This is a genomic window from Pseudomonas sp. HB05, assembly GCF_016756915.1.
GTDB lineage: Bacteria > Pseudomonadota > Gammaproteobacteria > Pseudomonadales > Pseudomonadaceae > Aquipseudomonas > Aquipseudomonas alvandae.
The window spans coordinates 42,069-60,035 of the sequence record NZ_JAESPG010000005.1 but is presented as its reverse complement, the minus strand read 5'-3'; the positions used below and the strand labels follow the sequence as shown (position 1 = coordinate 60,035).

The window sequence follows — 17,967 nt, the reverse complement described above, 5'->3', positions numbered from 1 at the left end:
GCCAACGCGTCGGACGACATCGTTTCAGCAATGAAAGCCTTCACGCTCTTCCCGGCAAAGCGTGCGGACGAAGGCAAACTCGCTGTCGATTTCATTGACCAGTTTTTCGATACCACTCAGCGACGGCTGTTTGGCGCGTTGCTCCAGCTCACCACACAGCTCAGCCAGGCGCAGGGCACCCATGTTGCTGCTACTGCCCTTGAAACTGTGGGCCGTGGCGCTCAGCTTTTCGGCGTCCCTGGCTTCATGCAGCACACGCAGGCGTGCTTCGGAATCCTCGAGGAAGGTGTCCAGCAATTCCGGATACCCGTCCTCCATGACTTCCCTCAACGTGCTGAGCACGTCGCGATCGAGATGAATTTCACTCACTTGCTCGCTCCCTGATCAAGATTGGCTCCGATTATGCCAGAGCCTCCCAGAAAAACTCCACGCGTGCACTACGACCATCGTCGGACCAGGAGGCCCGCTGGCAGAGTTGACGCACCAGGCTCACGCCACGCCCAGATAATCGGTCGCGATCCACGGGTCGCGCCATCACCTTGGCAACATCGAAGCCCTTGCCGCTGTCCTCGACCTCAATGACCAGACAGCCACCGTCACCATTGGGGGTGACGTGCAAATGCACCCGCACATGGCCATCGCTCAACGCGTCCAGGCGCTCGTTGCGCTCGCGGTAGTAACGGGCGAAACCCGTCGCATCGCGCTTGAGGCTGGAGTCCAACCCCAACACCCCATGTTCGAGGGCGTTGGAATACAGCTCCGACAGCACGCTGTAAAGGGCGCCACTGTGTGCCCTGAGCCCATGAACCTCAAGCAGCAATTGCAAAAGGTAAGGCATCGGGTTGAACCGCTTGAGCGTCTGCGCCCGGAATTCAAAGCTTACCGACCAGTCCAGCGGACTGGACTGGCCGCTATCGGAATAGACCGGAGGCGGCGGATTGAGTTGCGTCGGGGCGACGAGACGCACCTCGATCATGCTGAAGTCGTCACGGGCCTCGCCGCGAAAATCCTGCAGGGCTTGCTGGATATCTTCGAACAGGCGGTCGGGCTCACGGTTGGCCGAAAATACCTGCTGCAACCGCTCCACGCCAAACGGCTGGTCGTCGCGGTCACTGGTCTCGATCACGCCATCGGACAGCAGGAACACCCGATCGCCCACCGACATAGGGTGGACTTCGGTGCGGTCGTCAAACAACTGAGGCGTCAGTACGCCCAACGGCAAATGCCGCGCCGGCAACGGTGTGCGTACGCCAGTGAGGCTGTCGTGCAGATAACCGTCGGGCATGCCACCGTTCCAGATCTCTACGGTGCAGCGCTGGAAACTCAGGCACAGCAGCGTCGCGCAACAGAACATATCCACCGGCAGGATGCGCTTGAGCTTGGCATTCATCTCCCGCAGGATCTGCGCCAGGCCGTAGCCCTTGGCGGTCATCCCGTAGAACACTTCCGCCAGCGGCATCGCCCCCACCGCCGCCGGCAATCCGTGACCCGTAAAGTCCCCGAGCAGGATATGCATGTCGCCGGCCGGATTGAACGCGGCCAACAGCAGATCGCCGTTGAACAAGGCGTAGGGCGATTGCAGGTAACGGATGTTCGGCGCGCTCAGGCAGCCGGAGTGGGCAATCTTGTCGAATACCGCCTTGGCGACCCGCTGCTCGTTGAGCAGATAGTCATGGTGCCGGGCGATCTGGTCGCGCTGCTCCACCACCGTGGCTTGCAGCCGACGCAAACGGTCCATCGCCTTGATCTTGGCGGCCAGGATTACTTGGTTATAGGGTTTTGCCAGGAAGTCATCACCACCGGCCTCGAGGCATCGGGCAAGCCCTTCGCTTTCGGTCAACGAGGTGAGAAAGATGATCGGGACCAGTTGATCCCCGGCCAACTGCTTGATCTTCTGCGCCGCTTCAAAACCATCCATGACCGGCATCATCGCGTCCATCAACACAAGATGCGGACGCTGTTGCAGATAGACCTCGACCGCCTCGGCACCGTCAGCCGCAGTGAGCACGTGATGGCCCTGGCGACGGACGATGGTCGACAACAGCAGTCGATCGGCGGCACTGTCTTCGGCAATCAGGATCGTCAGCGGCTCCGGCGACGATTGCATGGCGATCAACTGATATCGAACAGCTTGTCGAAATTGGAGATCGCGAGGATTTTCTTGACGTCGCTGCTGCTGTTGACGACGCGGATATCCGATTCGTCGCCACCGGCATGGTCACGCAACAGCAGGAGCATGCCCAACGCAGAACTGTCGAGGTAAGTGGCTTCTTTCAGATCCACCACGATGGACTCGGGTTTCGTGTTGAGCTTTTCATAAGACTCACGAAACTCCTGGTGCCGGCCAAAATCGAAGCGACCCTTGATCGAGATCGTCAGTTTTTGCCCATCCGGAGATACTTCGGTAATGACAGACATATTCACTTCCTTGTCATGGACATACGTGTACAAGGTTTAGCACTTGGTAGAGGTCTGAGCAAGGTTTCAATCGCCTACCCGACAAAACCCTACCGCCGTTATCAATACGGATCGTGGCGCGGCAGCCGCTGGGACAGCTCGTCCAGCAATTTCTGCTCACGCTTGTCCTCCAATTGCCGCGCCTCGTCGATGTAGCGCTGTACGAGTTTGCGCAACCCTTCGACGCGGGCGAACGCCTCTTGCCAGCTCTGGCGGGCCTTCTCCAGGTTGTTCTGGTGCCAGACCAGACTCTGGCGCTGCTGGTCGATGGCCGTACCCAACTGCGCGAGGAATCCTTGGTAGCCCAATAGCCATTGCCCGGAAACGCCATGGCTGCCGCGGGCGATCCATTGCTCCTGGTATTCGAGGCGAAAATTTTCCAGGTCCGCCAACTTGCTTTCGGCAACTGCCACCTGCCCCTGAAAATAGGCCAGCCGCTGGACGGCGGTCTTCTCGGCCTTTTCGGCCATGTCCACCACTGGCGCCAGGCGCGCCGCACGACTCGTGGCCATGATCGGTTACGTGCCGGAGACAGGGGCGAAAATGGTTTGCAGGTGCGCTTCGCTGGCGCCCATGCCGATGCTGTCGTTAAGCGCCTGGCGCAGATATACCGCCATGGACGGGTAGAGGCTGATGGCCGTGTCGGTCTCACGATCGCCGCCAGGTACATACGCTCCGACGCTGATCAGGTCGCGACTTTGCTGGTAGCGAGACCAATACTGCTTGAACTGTTGCGCACGCTTCATGTGCTCGGGGCTGATGACCGATGGCATGACCCGGCTGATCGACGCCTCGATATCGATAGCGGGGTAATGCCCCTCCTCCGCCAGGCGTCGGGACAACACGATGTGGCCGTCGAGCACGCCTCGGGCCGAGTCGGCGATCGGGTCTTGCTGGTCGTCACCCTCGGACAGCACCGTGTAGAACGCCGTGATGGAACCGCCGCCCTTCTCCGCGTTACCGGCACGTTCCACCAGCTTCGGCAGCTTGGCGAACACTGAAGGCGGATAACCCTTGGTCGCCGGCGGCTCGCCGATGGCCAGGGCGATTTCCCGCTGGGCCTGGGCGAAACGGGTCAGCGAGTCCATCAGCAACAGGACGTTCTTGCCCTTGTCGCGGAAATATTCGGCGATGCGCGTGCAGTACATCGCAGCGCGCAGGCGCATCAGCGGCGCATCGTCCGCCGGCGAAGCGACGACAACGGAGCGCTTGAGCCCTTCCTCGCCGAGGATGTGCTCGATGAATTCCTTCACCTCGCGGCCCCGCTCGCCGATCAGCCCGACCACGATGATGTCGGCCTCGGTGAAGCGGGTCATCATGCCCAGCAGCACACTCTTGCCCACGCCGGTACCGGCGAACAGGCCCAGGCGCTGACCGCGTCCGACCGTCAACAAACCGTTGATGCAACGAATGCCCACATCCAGCGGCACGCTGATGGGGTCGCGCTTGAGCGGGTTGATCGTCGGGCCGTCCATCGGCACCCAATCCTCGGCCTTCATCCCGCCCTTGCCGTCCAGCGCCCGACCAGCGCCGTCCAGCACGCGACCGAGCATGCTCATGCCCATGGGCAGGCGGCCGGTATCGGCCAACGGCACCACACGGGCACCCGGGGCAATGCCGGCGACACTGCCGACCGGCATCAGGAATACCTTGCTCCCGGAAAAACCCATGACCTCGGCTTCGACCTGAACCGGGTGATAGCTGTCGTCATTGATCACCAAGCAGCGACTGCCCATGGCCGCACGCAATCCTTCGGCTTCGAGGGTCAGGCCGACCATGCGCAACAGGCGACCTTCCAGGATCGGTTGGCCGGCCAGTTCGGTGGCCTCGGCGTAGCTGCCCAGGCGCTTGCCGAAGCTGGTTCGCTCAAGGCGCATCGTGGCCTGCCACTTCAGGTGTGATCGGCTCGCCGCTGTCGGGATCGACGATGGCGGCCGGCTTGGGTTCGTCCGGCAAGTCCAGGCTCAGGTCGGCGGGCGCCGGGTGCAAAGCCTGTTCGTGCAGTTGGTCGAACAGCTTGGCCATGATCTGGCTGATGCGGGTCTCGACGGTAGCGTCGATGCGGCTGTGCTCGGTTTCCACGCGGCAACCGCCCGGCAGCAGGGTTTCATCTTCGACGATGCGCCAGGTTTCCTCATGGCGCTCGCGCAAAGCCTTGACCAGTTCGAAGTCCTGCGGGTTGATGTACAACCGCACGTTGCCCACACCCAGCGGCAACAGCTTGAGGGCTTCGCGCATGACGTGTTCGATCTGGCTCGAATCGATGGCCAGTTCGCGCTGGATCACTTGCCGGGCGATGTGCTGCACCAGCCCGACCAATGACTTTTCAATCTGCGTGTCCTGCTCGGCGATGGGCTCGAACAGGTTCTGCATCAACGATTCCAACGCGCGCAGCTTGGCCGTGAGCGCCACGTCGGCTTCCTGACGGACCTTGATCGTGGTGCTGTGGAAACCTTCTTTTTCGCCAATGGCGAAGCCTTCGTTGTAAGCCTCCTGGCGGATGCTCTCGACTTCTTCGAGGGTCAGTGGCTGGACTTCTTCCAGCGGCACCTCTTCCATCTCCGGCAGTTCTTCCACCGGTTCCGGCTCGGGCTCGGGCACGTAGGGGTCGAAGCTGGGCAGCGACCAGACGTCGAAACCACCGACGTCACGGGCGCGGATCAGGTCGCTGGGTGAATCATCACTCTTGGCAGACATAACGACCTTAGATCATCTCTTCGCCGCCCTTGCCACCGAGCACGATTTCTCCGGCTTCGGCCATACGGCGGGCGATGGTGAGGATTTCCTTCTGTGCGGTTTCCACGTCGCTGACGCGCACCGGGCCCTTGGCCTCGAGGTCGTCGCGCAACAGTTCGGCCGCCCGTTTGGACATGTTCTTGAAGATCTTTTCCTTGACGCCTTCGTCCGAACCCTTGAGGGCCAGGACCAGGACGTCGGAGGACACTTCGCGCAACAGTGCCTGGATGCCACGATCGTCGACATCGGCCAGGTTGTTGAACACGAACATGAGGTCTTCGATCTGACCGGACAGGTCTTCGTCGACTTCGCGGATCGAGTCCATCAATTGACCTTCGATCGAACTGTCGAGGAAGTTCATGATGTCCGCCGCGCGCTTGATGCCGCCCAACGTAGTGCGCGAAGCATTGGAGTTGCCCGAGAACTGCTTCTCGAGGATCTGGTTCAATTCCTTCAGGGCGGCCGGCTGTACGGTGTTCAGCGACGACACCCGCAGGATGATATCGAGGCGCACCTTGTGGTCGAAATTGCCCAGCACTTCGCCGGCCTGGTCCGGGTCGAGGTACGCCACCACGATCGCCTGGATCTGGGGGTGCTCGTAACGGATCACGTCAGCAACGGCGCGTGGTTCCATCCACTTCAGGCTGTCGAGGCCGCTGGTGTTGCCACCCAGCAGGATCCGGTCGATCAGGCCGTTGGCCTTGTCCTCGCCCAGGGCCTGGGTGAGCATCTTGCGCACATAGTCGTCGGAACCGACGCCCAGGCTGGTCTGGTCGCCGACGATGTCGACGAACTCGCTCATGACCTGCTCGACCTGTTCGCGGTGCACGTTACCCATCTGGGCCATGGCCACGCCGACGCGCTGGACCTCCTTGGGCCCCATGTGACGCAGCACTTGGGCGGCGTCGGTCGACCCCAGGGACAGCAGCAAGATCGCGGCTTTGTCGACCCGGGACAATTTGGCAACAGCGGCTCGATTATCACTCATCTGCGTTAATCCACTCTTTCACGACCTGGGCCACACGACCCGGATCTTCTGCCACCAGACTCTTGATGGCGTTCAACTGAGCGTCATAGCCTTCGCTCGGGCTTGGCAGCAGGATGCTCTGCGGCCCGCCGAGGCTGACGCGATCGTTGGCCAATTCGCCATCCAGGCCGCCCATGCCTCCCAGCTCTACATCACCCAAGCCAGCCAACTGCTTGTTCTTGCCGCCACCGGTAATGTTGTTGAGCACCGGACGCAACACACCGAACACCAGTATCAGGATGAACAGCACACCCAATACTTGCTTGACCACATCCCAGAACCAGGGTTGCGAATAAAACGGAATGTCGGCGATTTCTTCACCGCGCTCCAGGGAGAACGGCACGTTGATCACGCTGACGCTGTCGCCACGGCTGGCGTCGAAACCGACCGCGTCCTGCACCAGGCGAGTGAAGCGCGCCAATTCGTCGGCGCTCCACGGTGCACGGCTGGTTTCGCCGTTGGCCGGGTTGATCTTGACCTGATCGTCCACCACCACGGCGACCGACAGGCGATTCAAGCGACCCTGTTGCTGCTTGGTGTGGCTGATGGAACGGTCGAGCTCGAAGTTCTTGGTGGATTGTTGACGCTTGTCGGCCGGGTACGGCGCGAGCATCGGCTGGCCGGTGGCCGGGTCCATGATCTGTTGGCCGTTGGCATCGATCAGCGGCTGGCCTGGCTGCACCATGCCTGCGGCGGCGGTGGCGCCACCGGTGGTTTGCGGCGCGCTGGCCGGCGACGGCGGCTGGTTGCTCAGGGCACCCGGCACGCCTTGCGGGCCATTGCTGGCAGTGCGCTGTTCGTTCACCGACTGCTCGCTGCGCAACGCCGGCTGATCCGGGTTGAACTGCTCGGAGGTCGATTCAACCGCACTGAAATCCACATCCGCCGACACTTCGGCCTTGTAGCGGCCGTTACCGAGGATCGGTTGCAGGATGTTATGCACCCGCTGAGTGAACATGCCTTCCATGCGACGGCTGTAGTCGTATTGCTTGCCGGCCATGGTCAGTTCGGAATTTTCCGCCTGGTCGGAGAGCAGGTTGCCCTTCTGGTCGACCACGGTGATCTGCGACTTGCTCAGCTCGGGAACGCTGGTCGCCACCAGATTGATAATGGCCAGGACCTGGCCTGGCTCCAGGGAGCGGCCGGAATACAGTTCAACCAGGACCGACGCACTCGGCTTGCGCTCATCGCGCACGAAGACCGAGCTTTTCGGGATCGCCAGGTGCACACGGGCACCCTTGACGTTGTTGAGGCTGGAGATGGTGCGCGCCAGTTCGCCTTCCAGGCCGCGACGATAACGCGTCGCTTCCATGAACTGGCTGGTGCCCAGGCCCTGGTCCTTGTCGAGAATCTCGAAACCGATGTTGCCATCGGTCGGTGTGACACCCGCGGCAGCGAGCTTGAGGCGCGCGCGCGCCACGTCGTCGGCCTTGACCAGCAAGGCGCCAGAGTTGGGTTCGACAGTGTAGGGAATGTCGGCAGAAGCCAGGGTTTCCATGACTTGCTTGGCATCCATGCCTTCCAGGCTACCGTACAACGGACGGTAGTCTGGCTGCTGGGACCACAACACGACGGCGAAACCAATCGCCACGCTGGCAGCCAGGCCGACCAACAGGCCAACCTGACGCAGCATGGTCATCTCGGAGAGGTTTTCCAGGAAAGACAGACCGAACAACGGCGGTTTGCCGTCTACCGGAGTGGCCTTGGCTGGAACGTTATCAACGGCTGCTTCTGCCATGACTCAATAGTTTCCTTAGACCGGCATCTGCATGATGTCTTGGTAGGCTTGAACCAGTTTGTTGCGTACCTGGGTCAACGCCTGAAACGAGACACTGGCTTTCTGCGAAGAGATCATTACGTCCGTCAGGTCGACGCCACTTTTGCCAATTTCAAAAGCACTGGCCAACTGGTTCGAAGCCTGCTGGGTATCGTTCACTTTATTGACGGCCTGACCGAGCATGTCGGAAAAGCTGCTGCCACCCACCTGGGGGACCGCGACCGATTTCGGCTGGGCCATGGCGTCCATTTGCATGGCCCGCATGTCCAACATCAATCGATTAAATTCAATACCTTGGCTCATGGTCTATTCTCTCTGGCGGCCCGCGTTTTTTTGACACTTACTCAGCGGGTACGTAGGTATTAGCAACAAGGGTGCCAGCTCGATGGCCGGCAGAAACAATTGCGCGCACCGCTCCACTGTGGGAGCGAGCTTGCTCGCGATGCCATCACATCCGACATCAACTTGACTGACCCACCGCTATCGCGAGCAAGCTCGCTCCCACAGGGATTGGTGGCGAATATTCAACTGGCGAAAAGGTAGGCCTCCACGTCCATCCCCGCATCACGCATCTGCGCCAGCTTGTAGCGCAGGGTCCGCGGGCTGATGCCAAGGCGTTCGGCCGCCTCCTTGCGACGGCCGCGCTCGGCACGCAGGGTGTCGATGATCATCTGGAACTCGCGTCGACGCAGGTCGTCCTCCAGCGCACCCGCGGATTCCGCCACTTCCATCGGCGGAACCACCGCTGGGGCTGGCTGCAAGACCGGCAACGGCGCACAAGCCACCGGACCGGCCAGGCAAAAATCTTCGGGCTGGATCAAGCCGCCCTGTTGCAGGATGAGGGCCCGCTGGATGGCGTTATCCAGCTCACGGACATTGCCAGGCCAGGGATAAGCGATCAGGCAAGCCTGGGCTTCGGCGGACAGTCGCGCCGTTGCATGCTTCATTTTATTGACGTGCTTGGCCAGCAGGCGCTCGGCCAGCGGCAGGATATCGGCGGTGCGCTCGCGCAACGGACGCCAGGCCAACGGAAAAACCGACAGCCGGTAATAAAGGTCTTCCCGGAAACGCCCCGCCGCCACTTCGCCCGCCAAGTCGCGGTTGGTCGTCGCCACCACGCGGATGTCCAGGCTGATGGGCTTGCGCGCGCCGACCCGCTCCACTTCGCGCTCCTGCAGTACACGCAACAGCTTGGCCTGCAGGCCAAGGGGCATTTCGGAGATCTCGTCCAGCAGGATGGTGCCGCCGTCAGCCTGTTCGAACTTGCCGGCCTGGGCCGCGATGGCGCCGGTGAACGAGCCCTTCTCGTGCCCGAACAATGTGGCCTCGAGCATGTTGTCGGGAATCGCCGCGCAATTGATGGCAATGAACGGTTCGTTGGCGCGACGGGATTGCTGATGGATATAGCGGGCCAGTACTTCCTTGCCCGTACCCGACTCGCCGGAAATCAACACGGTTGAATCACTGCGGGCCACTCGCGCGGCCAGCTCCAGCAATTGCGCGCTGGCGGGCTCGATGGCCACCGGCCCTTCACCCTCGACCGCAGGGCTTCCCAGGGCATGACGCGCCACCAGATCAAGCAGCGCCTTGGGCTCGAACGGTTTGACCAGGTAATCCGCCGCGCCTTGGCGCATGGCATCCACCGCACGCTCGACCGCACCGTGTGCGGTCATCAACAGGACCGGCAATTGCGGCTGGCGCGCACGCAGCAAACCCAGCAGTTGATGGCCGTCCATGCCTGGCATGTTGACGTCGCTGACCACCAGGCTGAACGGCTCGCGGGCAACGGCCAGCAGCGCCTCCTCCGCCGAACCGACGGCGGCATGATCATGCCCGGCCAACAGCAGCGTATCGGCCAGCGCCTCGCGCAGCGCACGATCGTCCTCCACCAGCAAAACCTTGATCGCCATTGCCTTCACTCCACCCCTGGCGCACTGGAAAACAGCGGCAGGACGATCAGCGCACAAGTGCCACGCCCCAGCCGCGAGCGCAGCAGCAATTCTCCCTGATGGGCACGCGCAACGGCCTTGACCACGGTCAGGCCCAAGCCCGTCCCAGTGGCCTTGGTGGTAAAAAACGGCTCGCCCAGGCGGGTCAATACGGCTGGATCGATGCCACTGCCGCTGTCGCTGACACACAGGCGCAACGTGCTGCCACGGGTGTACAGATGAACCTTCAACCGGACGTCACCGCCGCTGGCCTGGATCGCATTTTCAATCAGGTTCAATACCGCGCCCACCAAGGTGTCACGGTTGCACAAGACCTCGCCCACATGGCTGTCGCACTGCCAGCGGATCGGCAGATCCTGCACATGGGTCAACGCTGCGGCCTGCAAGGATTGCAGCAACGCCTTGGGTGTCACGCGGTCGGTCAACGGCAACTCGCCCCGGGCGAATACCAGCATGTCGCGCACCTGGTGCTCCAGCTCATGCAGGCGTTCTTTCAAGCGGCCAGCAAAGCGTTGCTGGGTGTCCATGGGCAATTGCTGTTCGGTCAGATGACTGGCGTAAAGCAACGCGGCGGACAGCGGCGTGCGGATCTGATGGGCCAGCGACGCCACCATCCGGCCGAGGGACGACAGGCGCTCGTGGCGAGCCAGTTGATCTTGCAGGTGACGGGTTTCAGTCAGGTCATTGAGCAGCACCAACTGCCCAGGCTCGGCATCCAGCGAACGGGTCGAGATAGAGAGACGCCGACCGTCCTTGAGGGAGATTTCGTGGCCATCGTCTTCGCGAGGGGCGAAGCAGCGGGCGATGACGTGCCGCCAAAGCTCGCCCTCCAGGGGCAGGCCGAGCAGCTCGCACGCCGCCGGGTTGGCTTCGCGCACGAAACCGTGCTCATCGATGACGATGACGCCGCCAGGCAAGAGGTCGAGGAGATTTTGCAGCCGATTGGCCAGGCGTTCTTTTTCCGCCAGTTCCTGCATGCGCTGGGCGCTGACCACCGCCAGCTCACCCTTGAGTTCGGTCACCCGAGCTTCAAGCAGGCTGTAGGAATCGGTCAACTGGCTGGACATCTGGTTAAACAGCGAAAACGCCTGTTCAAGTCCAAGCCGGCTAGCCTGTTCGGCGGACGGCATGTGTCCCGGCTCGGGGACAGGCGACATCAGGGCGGCTTGGGTCATCGTGCTCTCTCGCTTGGCTGACCGTCAGTTAAACGGAACGTTGCGAGGGCTGTAGCAATACCCGTGCCGAAAAAAAACCGCCTGAAAATCAGGCGGTTGCAAAACAGGCGTCAATCATCCGCCTGTTCATCTCCTTCGCGCCGGCTCATGCCGTACTTGCGCATCTTTTCTACCAGGGTCGTACGGCGGATACGCAAGCGCTCCGCCGCGCGGGCCACGATACCGTTGGCATCGTCCAGGGCCTGTTGGATGAGGCCTTGCTCCAGGCCGCCCAAGTAGTCCTTGAGGTCCAGGCCTTCCGGCGGCAGCAAGGCGTTGCTGGTGAAATCCGGCGTATGGCCGTTGATCGCCACGCGCTCTTCCAGGTCGCTGCGCAGGCTGTCGACCATTTGCTCGTCTTCGTCATCGACGTAGCGGAATTTCTTCGGCAGCTCAGCGACGCCGATCACACCGTAGGGGTGCATGATCGCCATGCGCTCCACCAGGTTCGCCAGCTCGCGAACGTTGCCCGGCCAGCCATGGCGGCAGAGGGACATGATCGCCGCCGAGTTGAAGCGGATCGAACCGCGCTTCTCATGCTCCATGCGCGAGATCAATTCGTTCATCAGCAGCGGGATGTCTTCGACGCGCTCACGCAGCGGCGCCATTTCGATCGGGAACACGTTGAGGCGGTAATAGAGGTCTTCGCGGAAACTGCCGACCTCGATCATGCTCTCGAGATTCTTGTGGGTCGCGGCGATGATCCGCACGTCGACGCTCTGGGTCTTGTTGCTGCCCACGCGCTCGAACGTACGCTCTTGCAGCACGCGCAGCAGCTTGACCTGCATCGGCAGCGGCATGTCGCCGATTTCGTCGAGGAACAGCGTGCCGCCATTGGCCAGTTCGAAACGCCCGGCGCGGCTGGTGATTGCACCGGTAAACGCACCCTTTTCGTGGCCAAACAGTTCGCTTTCCAGCAGCTCGGCAGGAATCGCCCCGCAGTTGACCGGCACGAACGGCGCCTCGCGACGCTTGGAATGGTAATGCAGGTTGCGCGCGACTACTTCCTTGCCAGTACCGGACTCGCCCAGGATCAGCACGCTGGCGTCAGTGTCGGCCACCTGCTGCATCATCTGGCGCACGTGCTGGATCGCACGGCTGGTGCCGACAAGGCTGCGGAAAAGATTGGGTTCACGGTGCCGACCGCGCTCGCGGGCCTGGTCGTACATCTCGCGATAAACCTGGGCACGGTGCAGCGAATCGAGCAATTTGCTGTAGCTCGGCGGCATTTCCAAGGTGGAAAGTACCCGGCGGCGCTGGTCCTCAGGCAAGTCAAGGGAAGAATTTTCGCCCATTAACAAAACTGGAAGGAACTCATCCCAGGTTGAGAGTGTCTTTAGCAAGCCCAAAAGCGAAGCGGGAGCATTTACGGTCCCGATAAGGACACAAATGACTTCACGGCTGGACGACAAAGAGCCGACAGCCTGCTGCCAATCATGGCTGCCGCAGGGCAAATTTTCTTCGCCAAGAAAATTCAGAATCACCGCCAGGTCACGGCGGCGGACGCTATCGTCATCGATCAGGAGAATTTTGGTTTCACGCCACATGCAATAGCAACTTCCCTAGTCAACTCAGTGCCCGAATTTGGGGGCAAGCTAGACGCTTGCAGACTTGTCATGCCTGTAGACGCCTGAAATCTGTAAACAGCCACTAGTTAAGTCAAAAAATCGTGCACAGTCAAATTTATGGCGCACTTTGTTCGGATTAAATGAAAATTAAATCATCCGAACAGGTTGTAAACCTTCGCCGCGTTCTGTGACTGATGAATCTGCGACATTTCGTTCACGATCGCCTGGCGCTCTCCCGTCGCCGCCTCCAGCAACTGCCGATACACGCCAAGCAATTCTTCCAGGTTATTACGCAACGCCGCCTCGTCCACCTCGGACTCGCTCAAGACGTCTTCCATGCAGGAACGGCACGCCAGGTCCAATTGACCGATGGCCTCCCAATTGCGCTCAGCCAAGGCGCCAACCAAGGCATCGCGGGTTTGTTCAATTCGCTGCAAGACAAGACTCATGAGCATATTCCTCAGAATTGCGGGCCAGGCGTGGCAATGGCGTCCCAGCCTTCCTTGACCGTGCGAAGCAGATCAGCGACTTCGTCGAGGATCTTCGGATCGGCCTTGACGTTGGCCTCAGCCAAGCGTTTCATCATGTACGCGTAAAGAGCATCCAGTTCTGCGACCGACTCGGCCCGATTTTCCAGGTCCAAGCCTTCTCGCAAGCCGCCGACGATGCCGATGGCCTTGCTGATCAGGATGCCTCTGTTTGCAATATCCTTGCGCTCCATCGCGCCCTTGGCTTGGGCGATACGGTCCAACCCGCCTTCCATGAGCATCTGCACAAGACGATGGGGACTTGCTTCGGAGGTTTGCGCTTGGGCGCCAATCTTCTGGTATTGGCGAAGGGCCAACATCGGATTCATGTTCTACCTCTTCAAAAAACTTCGGTTCGTATAAACAGCGTATCGACGCCGCGTCAAAAAACTTTAGACCGAAAAGCCGAAAGCCCGGAACGTTGTCAAAACGTTGCCGGGCTTTTTGCATCGGTCAAAGTCAGCTGTTTTTCTGTTGTGCCGTCATCGCCTCGAACATCGAGGTGATGTTGCTCGCAGTGGCCTTCAACTTGCCGACCAAGGTATCCATGTCGTTGTACTTCTTAGTCAACACTGCGGTCAGGGTCTCGACCCGACGATCCAGAGCCTCCTGATCGGCCTTCAAGCGGGTCTGGGTCCTGGTCAGCGCTGTGTTCCGCTGGTCGAGAATGCCACCCGTCTGGCTGAAGGGTTCGATCGCCTTGCCCATGCGTTCCAGCAGACCGTTGGTGCCCGTGAACAACGTCTGGACTTCACCGCTGAGCTTTTTATCGTTCATCGCTTCAGTGAATTTGACGCTATTGAAATTCAACGCGCCCGTCTTCTGATCGGTGGTAATACCCAGTTGGGCCAGCGACGTCAGCTTGTCGCCAGCGCCGGTTTCAGACAAGGGCGTTCGAATCGCCGCCAGCAGCGAGCGAGGCAACGCGTCACCGGTCAATTTTGCCGGCACTGTCAGCTTCCCATCAGCGTCGAGCGACGGCTTGGTCAGTGCGGTGATGCTATTGGCGACCGCGTTATAGGCATCGACGAATTTCTGGATCGAGGCTTTCAGGCCATCATTGTTCGGCGCCACGGTAACGGTTGCAGTGCCCCCGTCTGCTACGCCGAGCAAATTCAACGTCAATCCGGAAATCGCCGTGCTGACCGTATTGCTCTTGCTGGTCAGCACCATGCCATCGACGGTGAAACTGGCATCCTTGGCCAGGGCACCGATGGCGCCCGCCGAAGTGGCAGTCAGCGCGGTATTGCCAGCGCCCACAACGTTCGTGCCATCGATCTCCAGCCCTGCGATGCCGCTCACCGAGATATCGGAACCTGCACCGGTCGTGGTCGAACCCAACACCAGGCGCGAACCAAAGGAGTCGGTGATGATGTTCGCACTGACACCGGCAGCCTTGAGCGCAGAGTCGGCGTTGATCGCGTCGCGAACCGATTGCAAGGTGGAGCCATCCGGCACATTGAGGTTGTAGTTGTTACCCCCCTGCGAGATGGTCATCGTACCCGTCGGAATGGCACTGGTCGTACCACCCGCGAAGGCCGCCGAAGTGACCTTGGACGCAGTGGCCAGGTTGGTGACTTTGATCGCGTAAGTGCCGTTCACCGCCGTGTTACTGGCGGTAGCCGTGAGAACACCGGGAGCTGAAGATGTCGCAGCAAAACCCGAGAATTGCGGGGTCGTTGTGCTGGACAAGTCCTTCATGGCGGTATTGAAAGCTGCCAACAATGACTTCAGGGTGCCCACCCCGGAGATACTGTTGGTAGTCGTCGTCGTCGCTCGGGTGATCTGACCTTGCTTGGCCGCCTTGTCGGAATCGACCAGCGCCTTGACGATAGCGCCGGTATCAAGGCCAGAGCCTAAACCCAAGCCAGGTAGAATTGGACTTGCCATGTGGGACTCCCTTCAGTGTGTCGCCGGCCTTTTGACCTTTACAACGCCCAAAAGAACATAACAACAAAATTCGTGCCGGTTGTCAGGCTTCAGCGCTGAACAACAAGCTGTTTGCATCATTCAAACTGTTGGCCAGCTTCAGAACTTCTTCGTTCGGGATCTGGCGAATTACTTCACCGGAACCACTGGCGATCACTTTGACCACTACTTTGCCTGAAGGCTCATCGATAGAGAACTCCAGATTGCGCTTAACCGACTGGACGAACTTCTCGATTTCCTGAACGGCCTTTTTGAGCTTGTCCTGCTCGGCGGCAGCGTCTTTAGGCGCTTGCTTGACCGGTGTCACGGTAGCAACGTCGGCTTGAGGCTTCTCCACGGGCTTGTCGGCCACCGTGGGTGCCGGCTTCGCCGTTGGATAAGACAAGTTCAGCTTCACGCTCATATCCATGTCCATCACCTCTTGAACGGAAAAAGCGAGAGAGCACGCAAGCGCACTCCCCCGCTAAAACTCATCCGGCTATTACTGAAGCAGCTTCAGTACAGCGGATGGCAGTTGGTTGGCCTGGGCCAGAACCGAAGTAGACGCTTGCTGCAGAGTCTGCTGCTTGGTCAGTTGTGCAGTTTCAGCGGCGAAGTCGGTATCTTGTACGCGACCCAGTGCAGCACTGGCGTTTTCGTTGATGTTCTGCAGGTTGGAGATGGTGCTGGAGAAACGGTTTTGTGCAGCACCGAGGTCGGCACGAGCACTGTTGATGGTGTCGAGCGCGCTGGTGATTGCGTCCATGGCAGCCGAGAAGGCGGTTTCAGCAGCAGCGCTGTCGGAACCAAGGATGGTAACTGCCGAACCAACACCCAGGCTCGTAGCGTCGAAGCTGGCGCTCAAGGTCAGGGAGATCTGGTTGTCAGCACCGGTGTTCGAACCGACCTGGAAGGTCATGGTGCTGGCGGTACCGTCGAGCAGGTTCTTGCCGTTCAGGTTGGTGCTGTTGGCGATACGGGTCAGTTCGTCGCTCATCTGCGAGAACTCTTTGTTCAGAGCGACACGGTCGTCTGCACTGTTGCTGTCGTTACGGGACTGGATGGCCAGTTCGCGCATACGTTGCAGAATGTTGGTCTGCTCCTGCATCGCGCCTTCAGCGGTTTGCGCCATGGAGATACCGTCGTTGGCGTTTTTGATCGCCATGGTCTGACCGCGGATTTGCGAGGTCATACGGGTAGCGATCTGCAGGCCGGCGGCGTCGTCTTTGGCACTGTTGATTTTCAGGCCGGAAGACAGGCGGGTCATCGAAGTAGAAAGAGCGTCGGAAGCGCGGTTCAAGTTCTTCTGAACGTTCAGCGAAGTGGTGTTGGTGTTTACTGTTAAAGCCATGACGAATTCCTCGTTGGTTGGGTACTGCGGCTTCCGGCCCTTGGCAACCGCCGGGGGTGTGGCCTAGAGAACCTTCGTAATAGTTATCGTCGGGTTGGGAACTTGCTTGAGGGCTTTTTTCAAAAAATTTGCTAGCAGACTGCCACCCCTTGAGAAACAAGGGCTTAGCGGCAAACAAAAGCCCAAAAAATGGCGTCAAGAAACGGCGGGGATAGCGTCACGCGCAAAAAAATAGCGCTTCAGGCGAACCTGAAGCGCTATTGGAAGCACATAAATCGGATCAGTCGCGATAGAGAATCGCAGAGCCCCATGACAGGCCGACACCGAAACCGCTGATCGCCACGCGCTTCCAGTCGGCATCCAGGACGTGCTTCTCCAGTAACAGCGGAATGCTCGAAGACACGGTATTACCGGTCTCGACCATGTCCTTGATGAACTTTTCAGGCTCACCCTCGAAACGCCGCGCCACGGCATCGACAATTGCCGCGCTGCCCTGGTGGATACAGAACGCGTCGATATCGCTGGGTTGCAATGACGACTCGTTCAGCAGTTCATGCAAATGAGCCGGCACTTTCAGCAAGGCGAAGTTGAAGACCTGGCGGCCATTCATGAAAAACACACCGTCGCTCACCTTCAGGTGCGGCGCACCGGAACCGTCAGTCCCGAACTTGGACTTGCCCAACTGCCAATTGGCCCCTTCGGCCATCCAAGTGGCCGTGGCGGCGTCGCCGAAGAGCATGGTGGTGTTGCGGTCTTCAGGGTCGACGATTTTCGAATAGGGGTCGGCGGTGACCAGTAACCCGTTTTTCAGCCCTGCGGCCTCCATGAAGCCTTTCAGGGCATAGATGCCATAGACATAGCCCGAGCAGCCCAGGGATATGTCGAACGCCGCCACATGGGTTGGCAGCCCGAGTTTGTCCTGCACGATGGCGGCCGTGTGCGGCAATCCTTCCTCATCACCGTTCTGGGTGACGACGATCAGCGCGTCAATCGATTCGCGCGAAAGCTGTGGGTTGTTGGCGAACAGCGCGTTCACTGCTTCGACACACAGGTCCGATGTTTCCTGATCAGCGTCTTTGCGCGGCAGGAACGCCGAACCAATCTTGCCGAGGATGAACTCTTCATCCTTCTCGAATTTGGCACCCTGAGCGTAGTTATCCACACCAGCGGTCGGCACATAACTCGCTATGCTTTTTATGCCAATCATCATGGCTTCCCGATCATGTACTGCGACTAGGTTCACCCCCAAAAGCTCAGGGGCGCTTCAAAATGGTTGATTTCCGAGGGCGGAAGCCTTGCCAGGCGAACGAACGGGCCTCCACTCCGGGGAATACAATACAGTGAAGATGCACTTTATGACCTATGCGTCACGCTGTTTTGTCCTCAAGGGGCATTTTTTCATGACAAATGAAGCAGTGTCATTTCTCGCGATCGGATTGGACACCGGACAGGA

General features: G+C 59.9%; 18 protein-coding genes. All 18 read right to left on the bottom strand.

Annotation, left to right across the window (positions count from 1 at the left end; translation table 11 throughout):
• Positions 1 to 24: 24 nt before the first annotated feature.
• Positions 25 to 369 (bottom strand): Hpt domain-containing protein, encoded by a 345-nt coding sequence (locus JMN22_RS07260; protein WP_198797724.1) that lies wholly within the window; start codon positions 367 to 369, stop codon positions 25 to 27.
• 31 nt (positions 370 to 400) lie between these two features.
• Complete coding sequence (locus JMN22_RS07255; RefSeq protein ID WP_030141080.1) at positions 401 to 2,107, bottom strand: ATP-binding SpoIIE family protein phosphatase; 1,707 nt, start codon at positions 2,105 to 2,107, stop codon at positions 401 to 403.
• A 5-nt stretch (positions 2,108 to 2,112) separates the two neighbouring features.
• Positions 2,113 to 2,418 (bottom strand): STAS domain-containing protein, encoded by a 306-nt coding sequence (locus tag JMN22_RS07250; RefSeq protein ID WP_030141081.1) that lies wholly within the window; start codon positions 2,416 to 2,418, stop codon positions 2,113 to 2,115.
• A 101-nt stretch (positions 2,419 to 2,519) separates the two neighbouring features.
• Positions 2,520 to 2,969 carry a flagellar export protein FliJ gene (gene fliJ / locus JMN22_RS07245; protein WP_198797723.1) on the bottom strand — a complete coding sequence of 150 codons (450 nt, stop codon included), beginning with the start codon at positions 2,967 to 2,969 and terminating at the stop codon, positions 2,520 to 2,522.
• Between the two features lie 6 nt (positions 2,970 to 2,975).
• The gene (gene fliI, locus JMN22_RS07240) at positions 2,976 to 4,334 is read right to left on the bottom strand and encodes a flagellar protein export ATPase FliI (protein WP_030141083.1); all 1,359 of its coding nucleotides are present in this window, start codon (positions 4,332 to 4,334) and stop codon (positions 2,976 to 2,978) included.
• Positions 4,324 to 5,154 (bottom strand): flagellar assembly protein FliH, encoded by an 831-nt coding sequence (gene fliH / locus JMN22_RS07235; protein ID WP_198797722.1) that lies wholly within the window; start codon positions 5,152 to 5,154, stop codon positions 4,324 to 4,326. The genes fliI and fliH overlap by 11 nt, the downstream gene beginning before the upstream one ends.
• 7 nt (positions 5,155 to 5,161) lie before the next feature.
• Positions 5,162 to 6,181, bottom strand: a complete 1,020-nt coding sequence (fliG, locus tag JMN22_RS07230) for a flagellar motor switch protein FliG (protein ID WP_007958288.1) — start codon at positions 6,179 to 6,181, stop codon at positions 5,162 to 5,164.
• Complete coding sequence (gene fliF / locus JMN22_RS07225) at positions 6,174 to 7,958, bottom strand: flagellar basal-body MS-ring/collar protein FliF (protein WP_030141085.1); 1,785 nt, start codon at positions 7,956 to 7,958, stop codon at positions 6,174 to 6,176. Before fliF ends, fliG begins: the two co-directional genes overlap by 8 nt.
• A gap of 15 nt (positions 7,959 to 7,973) precedes the next feature.
• Positions 7,974 to 8,300 carry a flagellar hook-basal body complex protein FliE gene (gene fliE / locus JMN22_RS07220; protein ID WP_003199082.1) on the bottom strand — a complete coding sequence of 109 codons (327 nt, stop codon included), beginning with the start codon at positions 8,298 to 8,300 and terminating at the stop codon, positions 7,974 to 7,976.
• A gap of 221 nt (positions 8,301 to 8,521) precedes the next feature.
• The gene (gene fleR / locus JMN22_RS07215) at positions 8,522 to 9,907 is read right to left on the bottom strand and encodes a sigma-54-dependent response regulator transcription factor FleR (protein WP_030141086.1); all 1,386 of its coding nucleotides are present in this window, start codon (positions 9,905 to 9,907) and stop codon (positions 8,522 to 8,524) included.
• Between the two features lie 5 nt (positions 9,908 to 9,912).
• On the bottom strand, positions 9,913 to 11,121 hold the full coding sequence (locus JMN22_RS07210) for a sensor histidine kinase (protein ID WP_272929131.1): 1,209 nt from the start codon (positions 11,119 to 11,121) through the stop codon (positions 9,913 to 9,915).
• A 110-nt stretch (positions 11,122 to 11,231) separates the two neighbouring features.
• Positions 11,232 to 12,707 (bottom strand): sigma-54 dependent transcriptional regulator, encoded by a 1,476-nt coding sequence (locus JMN22_RS07205; protein ID WP_030141088.1) that lies wholly within the window; start codon positions 12,705 to 12,707, stop codon positions 11,232 to 11,234.
• Positions 12,708 to 12,880: 173 nt separating this feature from the next.
• On the bottom strand, positions 12,881 to 13,177 hold the full coding sequence (locus JMN22_RS07200; RefSeq protein ID WP_198797721.1) for a flagellar protein FliT: 297 nt from the start codon (positions 13,175 to 13,177) through the stop codon (positions 12,881 to 12,883).
• 11 nt (positions 13,178 to 13,188) lie between these two features.
• Complete coding sequence (gene fliS / locus JMN22_RS07195) at positions 13,189 to 13,584, bottom strand: flagellar export chaperone FliS (RefSeq protein ID WP_039593095.1); 396 nt, start codon at positions 13,582 to 13,584, stop codon at positions 13,189 to 13,191.
• Between the two features lie 130 nt (positions 13,585 to 13,714).
• Positions 13,715 to 15,145 carry a flagellar filament capping protein FliD gene (gene fliD, locus JMN22_RS07190; protein ID WP_198797720.1) on the bottom strand — a complete coding sequence of 477 codons (1,431 nt, stop codon included), beginning with the start codon at positions 15,143 to 15,145 and terminating at the stop codon, positions 13,715 to 13,717.
• Between the two features lie 82 nt (positions 15,146 to 15,227).
• Positions 15,228 to 15,593 carry a flagellar protein FlaG gene (locus JMN22_RS07185; protein WP_198797719.1) on the bottom strand — a complete coding sequence of 122 codons (366 nt, stop codon included), beginning with the start codon at positions 15,591 to 15,593 and terminating at the stop codon, positions 15,228 to 15,230.
• A gap of 72 nt (positions 15,594 to 15,665) precedes the next feature.
• Entirely contained in the window at positions 15,666 to 16,514 is an 849-nt protein-coding gene (locus tag JMN22_RS07180; RefSeq protein ID WP_198797718.1) for a flagellin domain-containing protein, read from the bottom strand.
• A 280-nt stretch (positions 16,515 to 16,794) separates the two neighbouring features.
• Complete coding sequence (locus JMN22_RS07175) at positions 16,795 to 17,721, bottom strand: ketoacyl-ACP synthase III (protein WP_198797717.1); 927 nt, start codon at positions 17,719 to 17,721, stop codon at positions 16,795 to 16,797.
• Between the last annotated feature and the right edge of the window lie 246 nt (positions 17,722 to 17,967).